Source organism: Candidatus Dormiibacterota bacterium (assembly GCA_035635555.1).
GTDB lineage: Bacteria > Acidobacteriota > Polarisedimenticolia > Gp22-AA2 > Gp22-AA2 > Gp22-AA3.
The window spans coordinates 1-16,021 of sequence record DASQAT010000033.1; the positions used below are offsets into that span (position 1 = coordinate 1).

Annotated in this window: 13 protein-coding genes and 2 tRNA genes; 6 read left to right on the forward strand and 9 right to left on the reverse strand. The window is 66.8% G+C overall.

Annotation, left to right across the window (positions count from 1 at the left end; genetic code table 11):
• On the forward strand, positions 1-2,846 hold a 2,846-nt coding region (locus tag VEW47_08415), incomplete at its 5' end, for a TonB-dependent receptor (protein HYS05204.1).
• Positions 2,847-2,855: 9 nt separating this feature from the next.
• Here VEW47_08415 and VEW47_08420 read toward each other — a convergent pair.
• Together VEW47_08420 and VEW47_08425 are read right to left on the reverse strand one after the other, a co-directional pair.
• On the reverse strand, positions 2,856-4,637 hold the full coding sequence (locus VEW47_08420) for a nitrite/sulfite reductase (GenBank protein ID HYS05205.1): 1,782 nt from the start codon (positions 4,635-4,637) through the stop codon (positions 2,856-2,858).
• Between the two features lie 36 nt (positions 4,638-4,673).
• Positions 4,674-5,414 (reverse strand): phosphoadenylyl-sulfate reductase, encoded by a 741-nt coding sequence (locus VEW47_08425; GenBank protein ID HYS05206.1) that lies wholly within the window; start codon positions 5,412-5,414, stop codon positions 4,674-4,676.
• Between the two features lie 459 nt (positions 5,415-5,873).
• Here VEW47_08425 and VEW47_08430 point away from each other — a divergent pair, with 459 nt between their 5' ends.
• Positions 5,874-6,809, forward strand: coding sequence for a carbon-nitrogen hydrolase family protein (locus VEW47_08430; GenBank protein ID HYS05207.1), 936 nt, complete (start codon positions 5,874-5,876; stop codon positions 6,807-6,809).
• A gap of 13 nt (positions 6,810-6,822) precedes the next feature.
• Here VEW47_08430 and VEW47_08435 read toward each other — a convergent pair whose 3' ends face one another.
• Positions 6,823-7,590 carry an enoyl-CoA hydratase/isomerase family protein gene (locus VEW47_08435; protein HYS05208.1) on the reverse strand — a complete coding sequence of 256 codons (768 nt, stop codon included), beginning with the start codon at positions 7,588-7,590 and terminating at the stop codon, positions 6,823-6,825.
• 15 nt (positions 7,591-7,605) lie between these two features.
• Positions 7,606-7,682: transfer RNA gene (locus tag VEW47_08440), tRNA-Asp, on the reverse strand.
• Positions 7,683-8,017: 335 nt separating this feature from the next.
• Here VEW47_08440 and VEW47_08445 point away from each other — a divergent pair.
• The 3 genes from VEW47_08445 to VEW47_08455 all read left to right on the forward strand — a co-directional run bounded on the left by VEW47_08445 (position 8,018) and on the right by VEW47_08455 (position 9,308).
• Complete coding sequence (locus VEW47_08445; protein HYS05209.1) at positions 8,018-8,257, forward strand: hypothetical protein; 240 nt, start codon at positions 8,018-8,020, stop codon at positions 8,255-8,257.
• Between the two features lie 404 nt (positions 8,258-8,661).
• A complete protein-coding gene (locus tag VEW47_08450) occupies positions 8,662-8,877 on the forward strand; it encodes a DUF5678 domain-containing protein (protein HYS05210.1) in 216 nt (71 codons plus the stop codon).
• A 119-nt stretch (positions 8,878-8,996) separates the two neighbouring features.
• A complete protein-coding gene (locus VEW47_08455) occupies positions 8,997-9,308 on the forward strand; it encodes a retropepsin-like aspartic protease (protein HYS05211.1) in 312 nt (103 codons plus the stop codon).
• Between the two features lie 131 nt (positions 9,309-9,439).
• Here the strand turns inward: VEW47_08455 and VEW47_08460 are convergent.
• Positions 9,440-9,514: transfer RNA gene (locus tag VEW47_08460), tRNA-Val, on the reverse strand.
• 61 nt (positions 9,515-9,575) lie between these two features.
• Entirely contained in the window at positions 9,576-10,040 is a 465-nt protein-coding gene (locus tag VEW47_08465; GenBank protein ID HYS05212.1) for a Mut7-C RNAse domain-containing protein, read from the reverse strand.
• Between the two features lie 52 nt (positions 10,041-10,092).
• On the opposite strand from VEW47_08465, the gene VEW47_08470 reads away from it, so the two are divergent.
• On the forward strand, positions 10,093-10,959 hold the full coding sequence (locus VEW47_08470; GenBank protein ID HYS05213.1) for a carboxypeptidase-like regulatory domain-containing protein: 867 nt from the start codon (positions 10,093-10,095) through the stop codon (positions 10,957-10,959).
• On the opposite strand, the gene VEW47_08475 is transcribed toward VEW47_08470, so the two are convergent.
• Genes VEW47_08475 through VEW47_08485 form a run of 3 tightly spaced genes read right to left on the reverse strand, consistent with a single transcriptional unit; the run spans position 10,940 to position 16,010 of the window.
• Positions 10,940-12,244, reverse strand: coding sequence for a VWA domain-containing protein (locus tag VEW47_08475; protein HYS05214.1), 1,305 nt, complete (start codon positions 12,242-12,244; stop codon positions 10,940-10,942). The genes VEW47_08470 and VEW47_08475 overlap by 20 nt on opposite strands.
• Positions 12,241-13,893: a tetratricopeptide repeat protein gene (locus tag VEW47_08480; protein HYS05215.1), complete on the reverse strand. Its 1,653-nt coding sequence runs from the start codon at positions 13,891-13,893 to the stop codon at positions 12,241-12,243. The genes VEW47_08475 and VEW47_08480 overlap by 4 nt, the downstream gene beginning before the upstream one ends.
• On the reverse strand, positions 13,893-16,010 hold the full coding sequence (locus tag VEW47_08485) for a thiamine pyrophosphate-dependent enzyme (GenBank protein ID HYS05216.1): 2,118 nt from the start codon (positions 16,008-16,010) through the stop codon (positions 13,893-13,895). The genes VEW47_08480 and VEW47_08485 overlap by 1 nt, the downstream gene beginning before the upstream one ends.
• Positions 16,011-16,021: the final 11 nt, after the last annotated feature.

The window sequence follows — 16,021 nt, forward strand, 5'->3', positions numbered from 1 at the left end:
CGGAGAAGAGGGTCTTCGGCAAGCTGTCCTGGGACATGTCGACGAACCACAAGCTGCAGTTCACGGCGACCTGGGATCCGCAGGAGTACGGCAACCTGGGAGTCGATTCCTTCACGGCTGTGGAAGCGGGTTACACCGAAATGCGCGGCGGGCTCAACCTGACGCTGAAGGAGACGGCGGTCTTCAACCCGAACGTCTTCCTCGAGACCACGGTCCAGCACTTCGCGACCCAGCCCCAGACGATCCCGACGCTGAACGCCGACACCAACCACAACGGGGTTCTGTTCATCGACCGGAACCACAACGGCTTCATCGACGCGACCGAGCGCGACCCGGGCGAGGACTACGATCGGGACGGAGCCTTCGACATCTTCGAGGACATCAATCACGACCGCCATCTCGGCCCCGGTGAAGACAGGGATCTCGACGGACGGTTGACCGCGGCCGGCGCCGGGTGCGAGGGCGTCCACCGGGAGGACGTCGATTGCGACGGCCATGTGGACCTGATCTGGGAGGACGACAACAACAACCACCAGCTCGATCCGGGTGAGGATCGGGACGCGGACGGCAGGCTCGATTACATCGACGAGGACCTGAACCACAACGGCATACTCGATCCCGAAGAGGACAGGAACGGCAACGGGCACCTGGATACTTTCGATCCTCATTTCGCGAGCATCCATCCCTACATCGAGGACCGGAACGGGAACCAGAACCTGGACGACCGCTCCTTCCCCAGCAGACTGGATCCCGATCCGTTCTACCCGTACGACGAGCTCACCCCGATCCCGAGGGACCGCGACTACACGATCGATCAGCAGACCCTGCGGACCAGCGGTCCGAACGCCGGAGCGTACCCCGGGGTCCGCGGGTACAGCGACTACACGGCGAACGAGGGGAGGATCACGCTGAGGGAAGACCTGACGGTCTTCGTTCCCGACTGGCATGGCCAGCACGACATGAAATTCGGCGGTGTCGTGGAGCGGGAGACCTACAACCAGGACACCAACCTGCGACCGGTGCTCCTGCCCCACGCGAACCCCCCCACCGCGAACACCATCCAGCCGAGAATCGGCGTCATCCTGCCGGCCGAGAACCAGGTGTTCAACAACGCCACCAGCACCTCGTTCGGCATATACGCGGTGGACACCTTCAAACCCCTCCCGAACCTGACGCTGGGGATGGGGCTGCGCTTCGATCGGGAGGCCACCGACTCATTCGGCTATTTGCCGTTCGATCCGATCGCCCAGAGGAATCTCTACGACCGGCTCAACGCCCTGGGGGGAGGCGAGCGGGCGCTGGACGACAAGCTGCTCGGGAACGACGACGGGCTCCAGAGCTGGGGCTACTGCGCCGACCCGCTCTTCTATGACAGGGGGTCCGAGGGGAACGCGTGCGATCACCCGCGGAGACCGCTGGGAATCGATCCGAACTATGACAGCATCGCCCAGCTCGACCAGGACCTGCTCAACCTGAACCGGGTCGCGCCGTCCCGCCTGACGCAGCACCACACGGCCACGACGCTGGCGGCCGCCAGCCTGAAGAACCTCTTCCCGGAGGCGGTCAGGATCGATCCGGTGACGGGTGACGAGGTCATCGACCGCGAGGTTCTGCGCGAGCGCGGCGCGGCCACCTTCCAGGAGCAGGAAGCCTTCCGGCTGACGAATAACAATCTGGCGCCGCGCGTGTCGGTGTCGTGGGATCCGTGGGCCGACTCCAAGACGAGGGTGTTCGCCAACTGGGGCCGCTACTACGATCGTCTGTTCCTGGATACGGTCATCCCCGAGGAGGGGCCCGACACGATCCAGCGCTACTACATCACGGACGAGAACGGCGTGACGGGGGCCGGTGTGCCCGACAACGGCATCGGCAACCCGATCTCCAAGGCGCCGCCGAGCGCCACCCAGGTCGACCGCGGACTGCAGACGCCCTTCTCCGACGAGCTGACGGTCGGCTTCGAGCGCGAGCTGGCGCCCGAGATCTCCATCAAGCTCACGTACATTAACAGGAAGTACCGGGACCAGCTGCAGGACCGGGACATCAACCACAGTCTGCGCTTCGACGACACGACCGGCCAGCCGCTGGACGAGATCGGCGGCCTGTTGCAGTCGAGCGGGGGCGGCGGAGGCACCTCGGCGGCCCGGGTCAAGGACAACAAGCCGGACCTCTACATCCACAACTTCTTCTTCAACCAGATCTACTTCCTGAGCAACATCAATTCGGCCCGCTACCACGGCATCGAGCTGCAGCTGACCAAGCGCCTGAGCCGCAAGTGGCAGATGGACGCCTCGTACACCTACTCGCGCAACCTCGGGTTCGCGGACGCCTTCTATTCGCGGCTGGGGGACGATCCCGCCACGGTCCCCTACACTTTTGGGTACCAGACGGACGACCAGCGGCACGTGGTGAAGTTTAGCGCCGTCACTTTCCTGCCGCATGACTGGCAGGTGGGCGGCACGGCGCAATGGACTTCAGGTCTTCCGTACAGCGTGATCAGCTTCTTCTCGGACCTGGACAATTTCGACTTCCAGCAGACCCGTTTCCTATACGGCCATGCGCCCGATACGCCGAGCGCGACGAACCCCGGCCGCGCTTTCGAACCGTCGCGGCGCAACGATCAGCGCAATGATCCCGTTCTACTCATCAACCTGCACGCCGACAAGGCGTTCGTCCTCGGGAAGATGAACTGGAAGCTGTTCTTCGATATTCAGAACCTCCTCAATCGCGACTACCTGAGGATCTTCACCTACGAGCCGGCGTCCCCCGACCGCGGCGGCGCGCTGCAGGTGATCTCCGAGCGCGACTTCGGTCGCCGGTTCCAGATCGGCTTCCAGGTCGAGTTCTGATCGGGGCAACTAGGTTGCGCACTCTCCTTCGCCGACCTCCATCTCGAAGGGGGCGTCCGAGCCGATGTCCTTGAAGTCGTCGGCCTGGAGGTCCGCCTCGGAGTACGTCGTGAGGTCGGCGAGGACAGTGTTGACGCGATCGAGATCGACGCGCTTGAAGAAGGAGAGCGCGGTCTCGGCCGGCTGCCGCTCGTCGCGGAACAGCGTGAGAAGACGGGTCAGCGCCTCGGGAACGCGCCGGGCGGGGATCTTCGCGGAGCGCCGGCCGAAGTGGGCCCCGTCGCCGTCCACGCCGCCTCCCAGAAACATCTGGTAGGCCGGCACGGCGTGACCGTTCACATTGCGGGCGGCGCCGTGGAAGCCGATGCCGGCGACGTGGTGCTGTCCGCAGGAGTTCGGGCAGCCGCTGATCTTGACGCGCAGATCAGAGGCGGCCTCGACCAGGTCCTTCCCTCCGTTGCCGGCCGCCGCGGTCAGCGTGCTCTGCACGGCCAGCGCCAGCTCGCGCGAGCCGGTCACGGCGATCTTGCACGACTCGGCCCCCGGGCAGGAGGTCGGGTCGAGCAGGCGGCCTGCCTCGCCGCGACCCAGCCCGATCGCCTCGAGCGCCCGGTGCACGGCCGCCAGCTCCTCGCTCTTCACCCAGCGCAGAAGGATGTTCTGGTCCTGCGCCGTGCGCACGCTGCCGTTCCCGTGGGTCTCGGCGATAGATGCGATCGCCTCGAACTGCGCGGCCGTGATGTCGCCGCGCGGCAGGGTGATGAAGGCCATCGAGTAGCCGCGCTGCCGCTGCGGCCGCGTGTTGGTCGCGGCCCAGGCGCGGAAGGCGGGGACCCCCGACCCGGCGATGCGGGCGTGCAGGTCCAGAGGGGTGCCGGGGCGCGCCGGGCGGGCGTCCTCCACGTACCGGCCGGCCTCCGGGTCGCGCGCCGCCGGCAGGGCCTGGAGCTCCTTTTCGATCTCCGCCTTGAAGGTCTCGAACCCGAGCTTGCGGATGGCGTACTTCATCCGCGCCTGCCCCTTGTTCTTGCGGTTGCCGGTGCGGTCGAAGACGCGCACGATCGCCTCGCACACCGGCAGGAGCCTCTCGGGCGGCAGGAACTCGTGCAGCACCCAGGCGTTCTGCGGCGACACCGACAGCCCGCCGCCGATGACGACCTTGAATCCGATCTCGCGTCGTCCCTCCACCTCGCGGGTGCGCGCGATGACGCCGATGTCGTGCATGGCGCCCATGGCGCAGTCGGTCGGGCAGCCGGAGAGAGCGATCTTGAACTTGCGCGGCAGGGCCTGGCAGATCGGGTTGCGCAGGAAGAAGCGGGTCAGCGCCTCGCCGTACGGGGTGACGTCGAACGGCTCGTCGGTGCACACCCCCGCCATCGGGCAGGCGGTGATGTTGCGCACCGTGTTGCCGCACGCCTCGCGCGTCGTCAGTCCGGCCTTCTCCATGGCGTCCATCGCCTGCGGGACGGCCGCCATCTTGACGAAGTGGAACTGCACGTTCTGGCGCGTCGTGACGTGCCCGAAGCCGCGCGAGTGCTCCCGCGCCACGGACGCGAGGGCGCGCAGCTGGTCGCCGTTCAGGACCCCCTGCGGGATCTTGACGCGGATCATCTGCACGTCGTCCTGGCGCTGGCCGTAGATGCCGCGCGTCAGGCGGAAGGTGCGGAACTCGTCCGGCCCGATCACGCCCCGCTCGAAGGCCTCGAGGACCGAGACGAACTCCTCGATGTCCTTCGCCGAGGCGAACCGGCGGGCCGGCGCCGCTGTCTTGACGGCCTCATCGATCGGCATCATGACCTCCCGGAGCGCTGTCGCACCGTCGACGGATCACTCCGCCGGCGTCGGAGACTGCGGAACCGGCGAGCCGGGTCCCGCCTCCGTGTGCAGCCCGCACTCCTTCTTCGCGAAATTTGCCCACCGGCCCGCGCGCGCGTCTTCGCCCGGCTTGACCTCACGCGTGCAGGGATAGCAGCCGATGGACGGGTAATTGCGATCGTGCAGTACGTTGTAGGGAACGTCGTTGGCGCGGATGTAGGCCCAGACGTCGGCCGACGTGAAGCGCGCCAGCGGGTTCAGCTTCACCAGGTTGAACAGCTTGTCCCACTCGACCAGGCCGGCGTTGGCGCGCGTCGGTGCCTGGTCGCGCCGGATGCCGGTGATCCAGGCCTGGAAGGCGCCGAGATGCCGCTTCAACGGCTCGACCTTGCGGATCTTGCAGCACAGGTCCGGCTGCCGCCCGAACAGGTCCCGCCCGTGCAGCGCCGACTGTTCCTCGATGGTCAGGAGCGGTTTCACCGCGACCGGCCGGACCCCGTACTTCGCGATGATCCGGTCGCGCACCTCGAAGGTCTCGGGGAAGAGGTAGTCCGTGTCGAGGAAGAAGACCGGAACGGTCGAGTCGATGCGGGCGACCATGTCCAGAAGCGCCACGTCCTCGGCGCCGAAGGAGCAGGCGAGCGTGAGGCCGCCCCGGAACTTCTCGATCCCCCAGCGCAGCACGTCCTGGGGGGTCTTCGACTCGAACGCGTTCGAGACTCGCTGAATCTCTGTCGGGTCAATCTCGGTCATCGTCTGAATCACGTTCACGCCTGTCCTCCTCGCTGGTCCCGGCCGGCATCCACGGCCTGGAAAAAGTGCCCGGAAAATAAAAAACCCCGCTGCCGGTGGCAGTGGGGTTGAGATTTCCTCCAACTTCCTGGAGGGCCTTCTACGTCGTCCCGATTACTCTAAAGACCCTCCATGCCCGCTGCCGCCGGTCGGCCGTGTAGGCCGACAACAACAACAGCAGCAACAGGCGGCGGAAGACACCATGGCGCAAGCGGCGGCAACGCCCTTGCGGAGTCTCTTCAATTCGGCGTTCAATCGACTCACGGTGTCTCCTCGACGCCTAGTGATATACGCCCAAAGGTGCACCGGATCAACTGGATTTCATATTGTGACTCGGATATTTGCGGTCCCCTCGAAACCAGCTTGGTGACCCGGTTGTCGCTGGCTTATCATCATGCGGTCCATTCGCGGGGGATTCACATGGCGGAACGAAAAGTGAGGGTGGCCATCGCCCAGGCGGCCCCTGTCTTTCTTGATCTGGACCGGTCGGTGGAGAAGGCGGTCCGCCTGATCGAGGAGGCCGCCCGGAAGGGGGCCCGGCTCGTTGCGTTCGGAGAGTCCTGGCTTCCCGGCTACCCCGCCTGGCTCGACCTCTGCCCCGGCGCGGCCTTCTGGGATCACCCCCCGGCCAAGCGGGCGTACGCCCGGCTGGTCGAGAACAGCGCGGTCATCCCCGGTCCGGTCACGGACCGGCTGGGGGCCGCGGCGCGCGAGCAGGGAGTGGTCGTGGTCATCGGCGTGCACGAGCGCGTCGTCTCCGGGCCCGGACACGGCACCCTCTACAACACCAACCTCGTCGTCGGGTCGGACGGGACCCTTCTGAGCCGCCATCGCAAGCTCGTCCCGACGCACGCCGAGCGGCTGGTGTGGGGGCAGGGGGACGGCTCCGGGCTCGAGGCGGTAGCGACCTCCGCGGGCCGCGTCGGCACGCTCATCTGCTGGGAGCACTGGATGCCGCTCGCCCGGCAGGCGATGCACGAGTCGGCCGAGGAGATCCACGTCGCCAACTGGCCGACGGTTCGCGACATGTACCAGGTCGCGAGCCGTCACTACGCCTTCGAGGGGCGCTGCTTCGTTCTGGCGGCGGGGTTGATCACGGAGGCCCGCGACCTGCCCGCGGACCTCGAGCTGCCGCCGGAGATGAAAGGGAAGCCCGACACTCTCGTGTGCGCCGGAGGGTCGTGCATCATCGGACCGGACGGCGCGCTTGTGGCGGGACCGGTGTTCGACCGCGAAGAGATCCTCGTCGCCGACCTCGACCTCGGAACGATCCCCGGGGAGAGCATGGCCCTCGACGTCACCGGGCACTACAACCGCCCGGACGTTTTCCAGTTCACCAAGCGCGTCGTGATCTAGGAACCGCTCCGGGTCAGCGGTCCTTCCACTTCGGCGCCCGCTTCGCGAGGAACGCCTCGATCCCCTCCCGCGCGTCGTGGGTGCGCATCAGGTCCTCGAGATAGATCCTCTCCGTGACCGCCAGGTCGCTGTCGATGGCCGCACCGTAGCGCAGACGCACAGCCTTGACCGCCCGGGCGAGCGCGGCGGCGCTCTTCGGCAGGATGTGCTTCACGATCCAGCGGCCGGCCGCTCGGCCGGGATCCGCGGCGACCTCGTCGACGAGCCCCAGCTTCAGCCCCTCCCGGGCGGAATACGTCCGGCCGGTCAGGCAGATCTCGTCGGCCGCCGCCTGGCCGCAGCGCAGGGGAAGGATGACCGACGCCGCGGGAGGGAAGACTCCTAGGTCGATCTCCGGCTGCCCCAGCCGCGCCCTGGGGTGCGCGAAGACGCGGTGGCAGAAGGAGGCCAGCTCAAGACCACCGCCGAGGCACCGCCCGCGAACGACAGCGATGAGGACCCGGTCGAGCCGCTGGAGTGTCCTGAACAGACCGTGGAAGGTCCGCAGCATCTCCTCGACGGTCTCGGGGCGGTGCTCCTCGATGCTCACACCGTAGGAGAAGTGGGCGCCCGCCCCTTCGAAGACGATCGCCTTGAGAGCGGGCGCGCTCCCCGCGGACGCGAGTTTCTGGTTCAGATCGGAGAGGGTCGCGATGTCGAGGATGTTCCCGGGCGGCGCGTCGAGGATGACGCGCAGGACCGCTCCGTCGTGCGACCGTTCCAGGACGACTCGATCCTGCATGGCGCTGGAGAAAATTGGCGGGGTCGACGGGGCTCGAACCCGCGACCTCCGGCTTGACAGGCCGGCGTTCTAACCAGCTGAACTACGACCCCGCACCCGGGTGGGACACTCGGCGCGCCCTTGCATGGAGCCGGGGGCCAATGGTGGGCGATACTGGATTGAACCAGTGACCCCTTGCTTCTCGAGGGTTGCCGAAGCGTGAAATCTACCAGATGCGAAGAACTTAGGCAACCGCCATCATTTCGAGGAACGACAGTGTCGGGTCAGCTACGGGTGGGAACCGATTGGATCAACGACCATCGATCCAGTCTGGCCTCACCGGTGTTACAGTCATCTCAATAGCGCACCGATTCGTTCCTTTTGGGCTTACGGCATTACCTGGCTTGTCGCCACGGGCGCAGGAGATTCGGTTCCGGAGGAGTCCAAGATGGCTCAAATCCCGAAAAAGACACAGGAGCGACTGTCCAGGGAAGTGTTGAAGATCCAGCGTGTGCTCGAGTCGGCCAAACACCGCGACGTCAACGAGTCCGACACTGCGCTGATTGTCGCCGACATGCTCTCCAGCGTGTTCGGTTTCGACAAGTACTCCGAGGTAACCAGCGAGATGGCTATCCGCGGCACCTACTGCGATCTGGCCGTCGCGGCTTTCCCCAGACTTGCGAGTTGAAGAAGACGAGGTGCTCTCCATCCTCCAGAATGAAGTTCTCAAGCGTGAGGTCATCGAGGGAGCGAAGGCGCAGGAAGCTGCACAGCGCGTAAAGAAGGCGGCCGGCAGATCGCTGCGGAAGGAGAAGAGTGAAGCAGACTCCGTGACTGGGGCCGGTGTTCAGGAACAAGGGCCTTCTTCCGCCCCCGCGAGGACGGCATTGTCGACCCCAGGCCCAGTACGGCCTCGAGGGCCCGAGCGGCCAGCCTGAAGGATCGGCGCGTTGAGCAACTTGGCCCGAGAGCCGGCTACCACTGAGCGGCGAGCTCCGACAAGCGAGAACTTTCCTGAGGCTGGAGCCCATGTTCTGAGTTGTCTGGAAGGCCACCTGGGTGTATCTTCCCGGAAGCGGAGCCTAGACGCCCATGCCCACAGCGGTTGAGACCCCGGTCGATTTCGTACAACTGTCGCGGGAGTACTCCGGCCGCTGGGTGGCTATTGATCCGGCAACCGGCGAAGTCCTCGCATCCGGGGCCTCGGCCATTGAAGTGTATGCGAAGGCCACGCAGGCCGGCGTTGAGGAGCCGTTCATCACGCACGTGGTTGACAATTACGGCGACTACGTCACGTGCCTCTCATAGATCAGCAGTTCCGCTACAGCCGTCTCCCGCATAAACCATCTCCAGGCTTCCCAGAAATGACGGAGTTGTGGTGGCCTCTGATTGAGGTGGTCCTCAGTCGCTCTGGCCGGGGAGTACGCGTGAAGGCCCTCGTAGACACAGGAGCCGCTTATTGTTTTTTCCCGACGCAGCTCGCCGAGGTCCTTGGCTTGGATTGGAAAACCGCGCCGCAGGTCCCGTACGTCGGCGTTGGAGGCACGCAGTTCACAGGATACGTTCTGGAGGTCAGCCTCAATCTGATCGCCGCAAGATACACGTGGCCCACCAAGGTTGTCTTCTCACCGAGTATGAACGCGCTCCCTCTTCCGTTGCTTGGTCACGCCGGCTTCCTGGAGCATTTCGAAGTTCGATTCAAGAGCTCTCAGCGAGAGTTCCGGGTCTTCCTGAAGTAGGGATGCGGCGGCTCCTTCGGAGGTACCCGGCGCCCCTCGGTATCGCGCACAACGTGCATAACGGAGAAGGGGAGCGGCTCCTCACGTCCTTCCGAACCGCTGTAAATCCAGGAAAATGGGCGGGAAGAGGATGGTGGGCGATACTGGATTCGAACCAGTGACCCCCTGCTTGTAAGGCAGGTGCTCTCCCGCTGAGCTAACCGCCCAACGAGGCCGCCGCGCGCCTTTGTTGAAGCGGGTCATGCTAGCCCGCGGGCCGACGGGTTGTCAAACCGGGCGGCCGAGCCGCTCCTTGAGGTCGAGGAGCATCCGGCTCACGTGCGTCGCCCTCCAGAACACCTGGCCGCAGCCGGGACAGCGCGTGAAGCGGCGCTGCGTCCTGTAGACGTAGGACGGCACTTCGTCCCTGACGGACGACTTCGCGACGGCGCGGGTGCGACGGTTGCACTTGATACAGCGCCGGAAAAGGGTATCTTTTCTGATGCGGAGCCGGCGCTCGACCAGCACTTGGCGGATCTGCTCGCGCAGCACCTGGCTCTCGATCAGGATGTGGTCCCTGGCATCCCGGCGCAGCACGAGACGGCGGTCGCGTGTCAGGATGGTGCGTCCCTCGCGCCGGGCCAGCCGCACGAGCGCGTGGTCTTCGATCCGCGGGCTGTAGGCGACGTCGTGACCGAGGAGGATGAGCCACTTGGCTAGGGTCCCGAGCATGCAGTCGGCGGCGAACTTCATGATGAAGATCTTCGCCTATAATCGTTGCACCATGACAGTCGGATGGAGAGGTATGAGCCTGGCCCCCGCCCTGTTCCTGGCGGCGGTTCTTCTGTCGTCCGGTGTCGGAGTGTGCGCCGACGATCCCCGTCCATCCCCGTCGCCCACGCCCCAGGATACCCCCGCGCCGGAAGGCAGGACCATAAGGAGCGTCTTCGGCACCATCATGGGGACGGTCTTCGACACGAAGAAGCAGCCGCTGGCGGGGTGGATGGTCCAGCTGTCGTCGCGCGGCGACGACAGCCAGCTGCGCGTCACCGGGACGGACGACAAAGGACAGTACGTCTTCAAGGATCTTCCCGCCGGCACCTACGACATCGAGATCCAGGTCGAAAACGAGGACGCCCGCAAGAAAGGGAAGATCGAGGTCAAGCCGCCCTTCCGCAACATCGTCGACTTCCAGGTCGGCCCGCAGTCGAAGGAGAAGCCGAATCCCCTGGCCGGTCTCGCGGCGGACGTCCGGAAGAGGGCCGAAGGGGCCGGGGCGACCGCGCCGGACGGTGCCCTGGCCACGGACGGCGCCGCGAAGCAGGTCCCGGTGCGCGGAACATTCCTGGACGCGCAGAAGCGCCCGGTGCCCGAGGTCTCGGTGACCCTCGTGCCGCTGGAGGGGAAGGGGACCTATCAGACTTTTTCCGGAGTCAACGGGTCGTTCGCGATCCCCGCCGTCCCGCCGGGTCGCTATCGCGTGCTGGTGTTCTCGCCCGGTTACGTGCCGATCGATCTCAAGTCGATCGAAGTGTCCCCTGCGACCGGGCTGAGCCTGGTCCTGTCTCTCGTCGATTACCCGTTGAACACGAAGGAGCGGCCTCAGGAGAGGCTGCCGCGCGAAGAGCCGCTGCCCGCTCCTTCCCCCGCACCTACTTCGCAGCCTTCCTGACGGCGTAGTAGCCGCTCCGCGTGCGGACGTCGAGGTCCTTCCCCGGGGCGCCGTACATCTTGATCTTGCGCCAGCGGCCGTCCCACACCGTGTTGCTGGGCTCGTAGGTGATGTAGTACTGGCTCTTCAGCTCCTCTGAAATGTCCTTGTAGACCGCTTCCAGGTCCTCGACCTTCGACGGGAACGAGGCCCGGCCGCCGGTCTCCTCGGCCAGCGTCTTGAGGATCCTCCTCAAATCTATGTCGAGGACGGTCGTTCCCAGGCCGATGGGGAAGATGATGATGTCGGAGATCTTCGCCTCGTCGAGGACCCGCTTGAAGGAGAACTTGCTCGACGTGTCGTCGCCGTCGGTCAAAAGGATGATCGCCTTGCGCCCTTCGATCCCCCGCAGCCTGCGGAACGAGGCGTACAGCGCGTCGTACAGGGCGGTGCCGCCGAGGGCGTTGGTGCTGGTGATCGCGCGGCGCAGCTGATCCTTGTCGTTCGTCAGGTCCTGCAGAAGATAGACCTTCTCGTCGAAATCGATCACCAGCGCCTTGTCCTCGAGCGCCAGCGAGTCCACGAACCGGCTGGCGGCGTTGTGCACCTTGTCCATCGCCGGCTGCATGCTGCCGCTGCTGTCGAGGATGACCGCCAGCGTGACGGGCCGGTTCTCGACGTAGAAGTCGACGATCTTCTGCTTCACGCCGTCCTCTTCGAGAACGAGGTCCTCCTTCTGGAGATCGAGCGCGTAGTGCCGCTCCCCCTTGTTGCTGTAGGCGGTGGCGTACATGACGACCCGGTTGACCTGCACGGCGTAGTTGAGGACGACCCGCTTCAGGATGACCGTGTCCGACACGGTCACGCCCTCCTTGTGCCACGCGGTGGCGCGGATGACCCACGAGCGCGGCTCGGTGCCGAAGTCGAAGAAGCACTGGTAGGGGGCCTCGGTGTCGATGAACACGAGGCGGTCGTCGACGTAGAACTCCACCTTGTCCACGAGCGCGGGGTCGGCGGCGCTCACCTCGGCGTTGATCTCCGAGCGGCCGAAGCGGAAATCGTTGTGCGCCGGGTTCGTGATCCGGATGGCGAACCCCTTGCGTGTCCTGACCTGCGGCGGCTTCGGGATGGCGCTCGCGTCGCCGCCCGGGACGGCGACTTCCGGCTCCGGCGCCTGGGGCGGGGGGGCGGGGGAAGGAGCGGGCTCCTGGCCTCCGGCACCGCCGATCCCTCCCGCCAGGAGCAGGGCGAGGACCAGGGCGCGCGCGTGCGACGGGCGCGGGCCGCCGTTTTGGGTGCGCGTCATGGCGTGCCCCCCGCGGCCGGCCCCGCGGGCGCCCGGTCGAGATCCTTCAGGATCGCCTGCACCCTTACGACGTCCGGACCGGGAGCGGCGCGGTCGACGAACGAGCCGTAGGCGGCGCGTGCCTCCGCCTTCTTTCCGAGACGCAGGCAGGCGTTGCCGAGGTACAGGTAGGCGCGCGCCTCGTTCGGCGAATCCGCGAGATACGACGTGAAGGCCTGGGCCGCCTGATCATCCAGGCGAAGCGCGCCGCGCGCCACGCCGAGATTGAACAGGGCGGCGGAGCGCAGCCCGGGCTCTGGCGCGGCTGCCGGTGTCTCGCCCGGGGGGGCCGCGTCGGGGGACGAACGTCCTCCGGCCAGGACCTCGAACAGATCGGCCGCCTGCCCGAACAGGCGCGCCGCCATGAATTCCAGGCCGGCCTCGAAGCGGATCCGCGCCGGGTCCGAGGCGGGGAGGGCCTGCGCCGGTCCGGCCGCGGGGGGCGCCGCCGGCGTCCTCGCCGGTGCCACGTCCAGGGCGGCCGCGGCCCCGAGCAGGAGGTCGGCCGCGGCCTTGTGCGCCCCCCGGCTCGAGATGAACCGGGCCAGATCGACGGCGGCCTGCGCGCCGGGCTGCGGCCGGTCGGTGGCCGCCTTCAGCTCGGCGTAGCGGGCGGCATCGCTTCGGGCGCGCTTCAGGGCTTCGGACACGGCGCGGCGCATCAGGATGTCCTCGATGCCGCGCTCGTAGAGACCCTGCAGCACCTCGATGCCCGCGCCGAAGTCCTGCTGCGCGCGCTTCAGGTCCGACAGCATGATGTGCGCGCCGGGGCTGTTGTTGTCCTGCGCCAGGGCCGCCTGGATCTCCGCTTCGGCGCGCTGGAACGATTGCAGGTCTAGGTAGATGCGCGCCAGGGAGACGTAGGGCTCGGGGTCCTGCGGCGACAGCGTCTGGGCCTTGCGGATGGCGGCGATCGCGTCGTTGTACGTCTGCTCCTTCGCGTAGGCGATGCCGAGGCGCGTATAGGCGCTCGAGAAGTCCGGCTTGACCGAGATCGCCTTGAGAAACAGCTCGATGGCGTCTTCGGGACGATTCCTGCGCAGGTACAGGTCGCCGAGGTGGGTGTAGGCGTCGGCGAAGGCCACGTTGATCTCGAGGGACTTCCGGTACTGCTGCTCGGCCTGGTCGTCCTGGCCGATCACCTCGAACAGACGGCCCAGGCCGTCGAACGCGGGGGCATAGCCCGGCTGCAGCTCGAGAGCGCGCAGGTACTCGGCGCGGGCCTCGGACGTGTCCCCCTGCTTCAGACAGGCGTCGCCGAGCGCCAGGTGCGCCTGCACGTAGTCCGGCTGCAGGTCGAGGGCGATCTTGAGCGGCTCGATCGCCTCGCCGTAGCGCCGGTCCGCCGAGAGGGACAGCCCGAGATAGTAGTAGGCCATGAACGAGTTGAGGTTGATGCTGACGACCTGCTGGAACGCCTCGATCGCGTCCTTGATCTTTCCCTCCTTGTAGAGCCGCATCCCGTCGCTCTGCAGCTTGAACGAAGTCGTGCGGGCGTCCGCCGCGGAGATCGCGTAGACGCGCCCGGGAAGGAGGAGGGCTCCGAAGAGACACGCCGGGAGGAGAACGGCGCCGACCGTGCGGGTCGTGCCGTGTCGCGGGAAACGCATCAGTACGCGCTCACCTCTTTCATGGCGCGGACGAGATCGTCGACCTGGGGCAGGGTCCGGTCCTCCAGCCCCGGCTCGTAGGCGACGAAGGTATCGAGCGCGGCGACGCGGCGCACCGGGGCGTCGAGGAACTCAAAGAGGCGGTCCGCGATGAGGGCCGCGATTTCCGCCCCGTAGCCGAACGAGACCGGGTCCTCGTAGGCGACCACGACCTTCCCGGTCTTCCCGACGGAGGCCGCCACCGTCTCCCAGTCGAACGGGTTGAGCGAACGCAGATCGAGGATCTCCGCCTCGATGCCGAGCGCCGCCACGGCCTTCGCGGCCCGCAGCGACCGCTCGACCAGGGCGCCGTAGGTCACGACCGTCAGGTCGGTCCCGTCGCGCGCGATCCGGGCCCGGCCGAACGGAATCGAGTGATCCGGACCGGGGTACGGGCTCTTGTTGTAGACCTGGCGGTACAGGTGCTTGTGCTCGAGGAACAGCACCGGGTCGTCGCAGCGGATGGCGGTGCGCAGCAGGCCGTTGGCGTCGAGGGCGTTCGACGGCAGGACCACGCGCAGGCCGGGGATCGCCGTGAGCAGGGACGCCCCCGACTGGCTGTGGTAGATGGCGCCGCCCTGGAGATAGCCGCCGACCGGCACGCGGATCACCAGCGGGCAGGAGAAGGCGCCGTTCGAGCGCCAGCGCAGGAGCGCCAGCTCGTTGCGCACCTGCATCATGGCCGGCCAGAAGTAGTCGAAGAACTGGATCTCGACGACCGGCTTCAGACCGCGCGTCGCCATGCCGATGGCGCGGCCGACGATGGCCGCCTCGGCGAGCGGCGTGTTGAAGACCCGGTCCCCCCCGAAGCGGCGCTGCAGGTTGTGGGTGACCTTGAACACGCCCCCCTTCCCCTTCACCTTCGAGAGATGCTCCGCGCGGCTGCAGTCGGCCACGTCCTCGCCGAACACGACGACCTTGTCGTTCCGCTCCATCTCGTCGCGCAGACAATCGTTGAGAAGGTCGACCATGGTGCGCGGCTCGCCCGTGAGGACCGCCTTCCCCTCGAAGCGCTCGGAGGTCGGGTCGACCTCCTCGGAGTAGACGTGCAGCGTGACGGTGGCGGGATCCGGCTTCGGCGCCGCGAGCGCCGATTGCGCCGCCTCGTCCACCTCCCGGTCGATCTCCTCGCGCACGGCCTGCAGGAACGCTTCGTCCGCCACTCGGTTCTTGACCAGGAAGCGTCCGAAGGCCGGGATCGGGTCGCGACGCGCCTCCTCCTCGCGCTCGGCCTCGGTCTTGTACAGTTTTTCCTCGTCCGACAGCGAGTGGGAATAGGGCCGGATGGTGTGGGCGTGGACGAGCGCCGGGCCGCCGTCGGGGGATCGCAGCCTGTCGATGACGCGCCTGAGAGCGACGTGCGAGGCGATCGGATCGCAGCCGTCGACCTCCTCGACCAGAAGACCCGGAAAGGAGCGCACGAGCGGAGAGATGCTGCCGCCGGCCGTCTGCACTTCGACAGGCACGGAGATGGCGTAGGCGTTGTCGGTGATCAGGTACAGGACGGGGGCCTTGGACAGGCAGGCGGCGTTGATCGATTCCCAGAACTCCCCCTCGCTCACGGCACCGTCTCCGCCGGAGACATACACCACGCCCCGGGCGGCCGGGTCGAGCCGCCTCTCGGCCTCGGCGCAACCGACCGCCTGCAGGAATTGCGTCCCGGTCGGGCTCGATTGCGAGACGATGCGCAGGCGGGCGCTTCCCCAGTGGCTCGGCATCTGCCGCCCGCCGCTCGCCGGGTCCTCCGACGATCCGACGGCTTCGAGAAACATCTCGCGGGGGGTGACGCCGAGCTGCAGGCAGAGGGCCCGGTCGCGGTAATAGGGGTAGAACCAGTCGTGCCCGGGCTTCAGGAGGCGCCCGGCGGCGGTGAGGACCGCCTCGTGACCCGCCCCGCTGATCTGGAAGAAGATCCGGTTCTGGCGTTTGAGCTGGATCTCCTTGTCGTCGATCCGCCGCGACAGGACCATGGTGCGGTAGAAGCCAATCAGATCGTCCCGGGAGAGGCCGATCTCGCCGAGCTCCTGAAGGCCGGAGTCGCGCCTGGCCTGGGTCTGCTCGACCGTCTTCGTCCGCATCAGGCTCACCT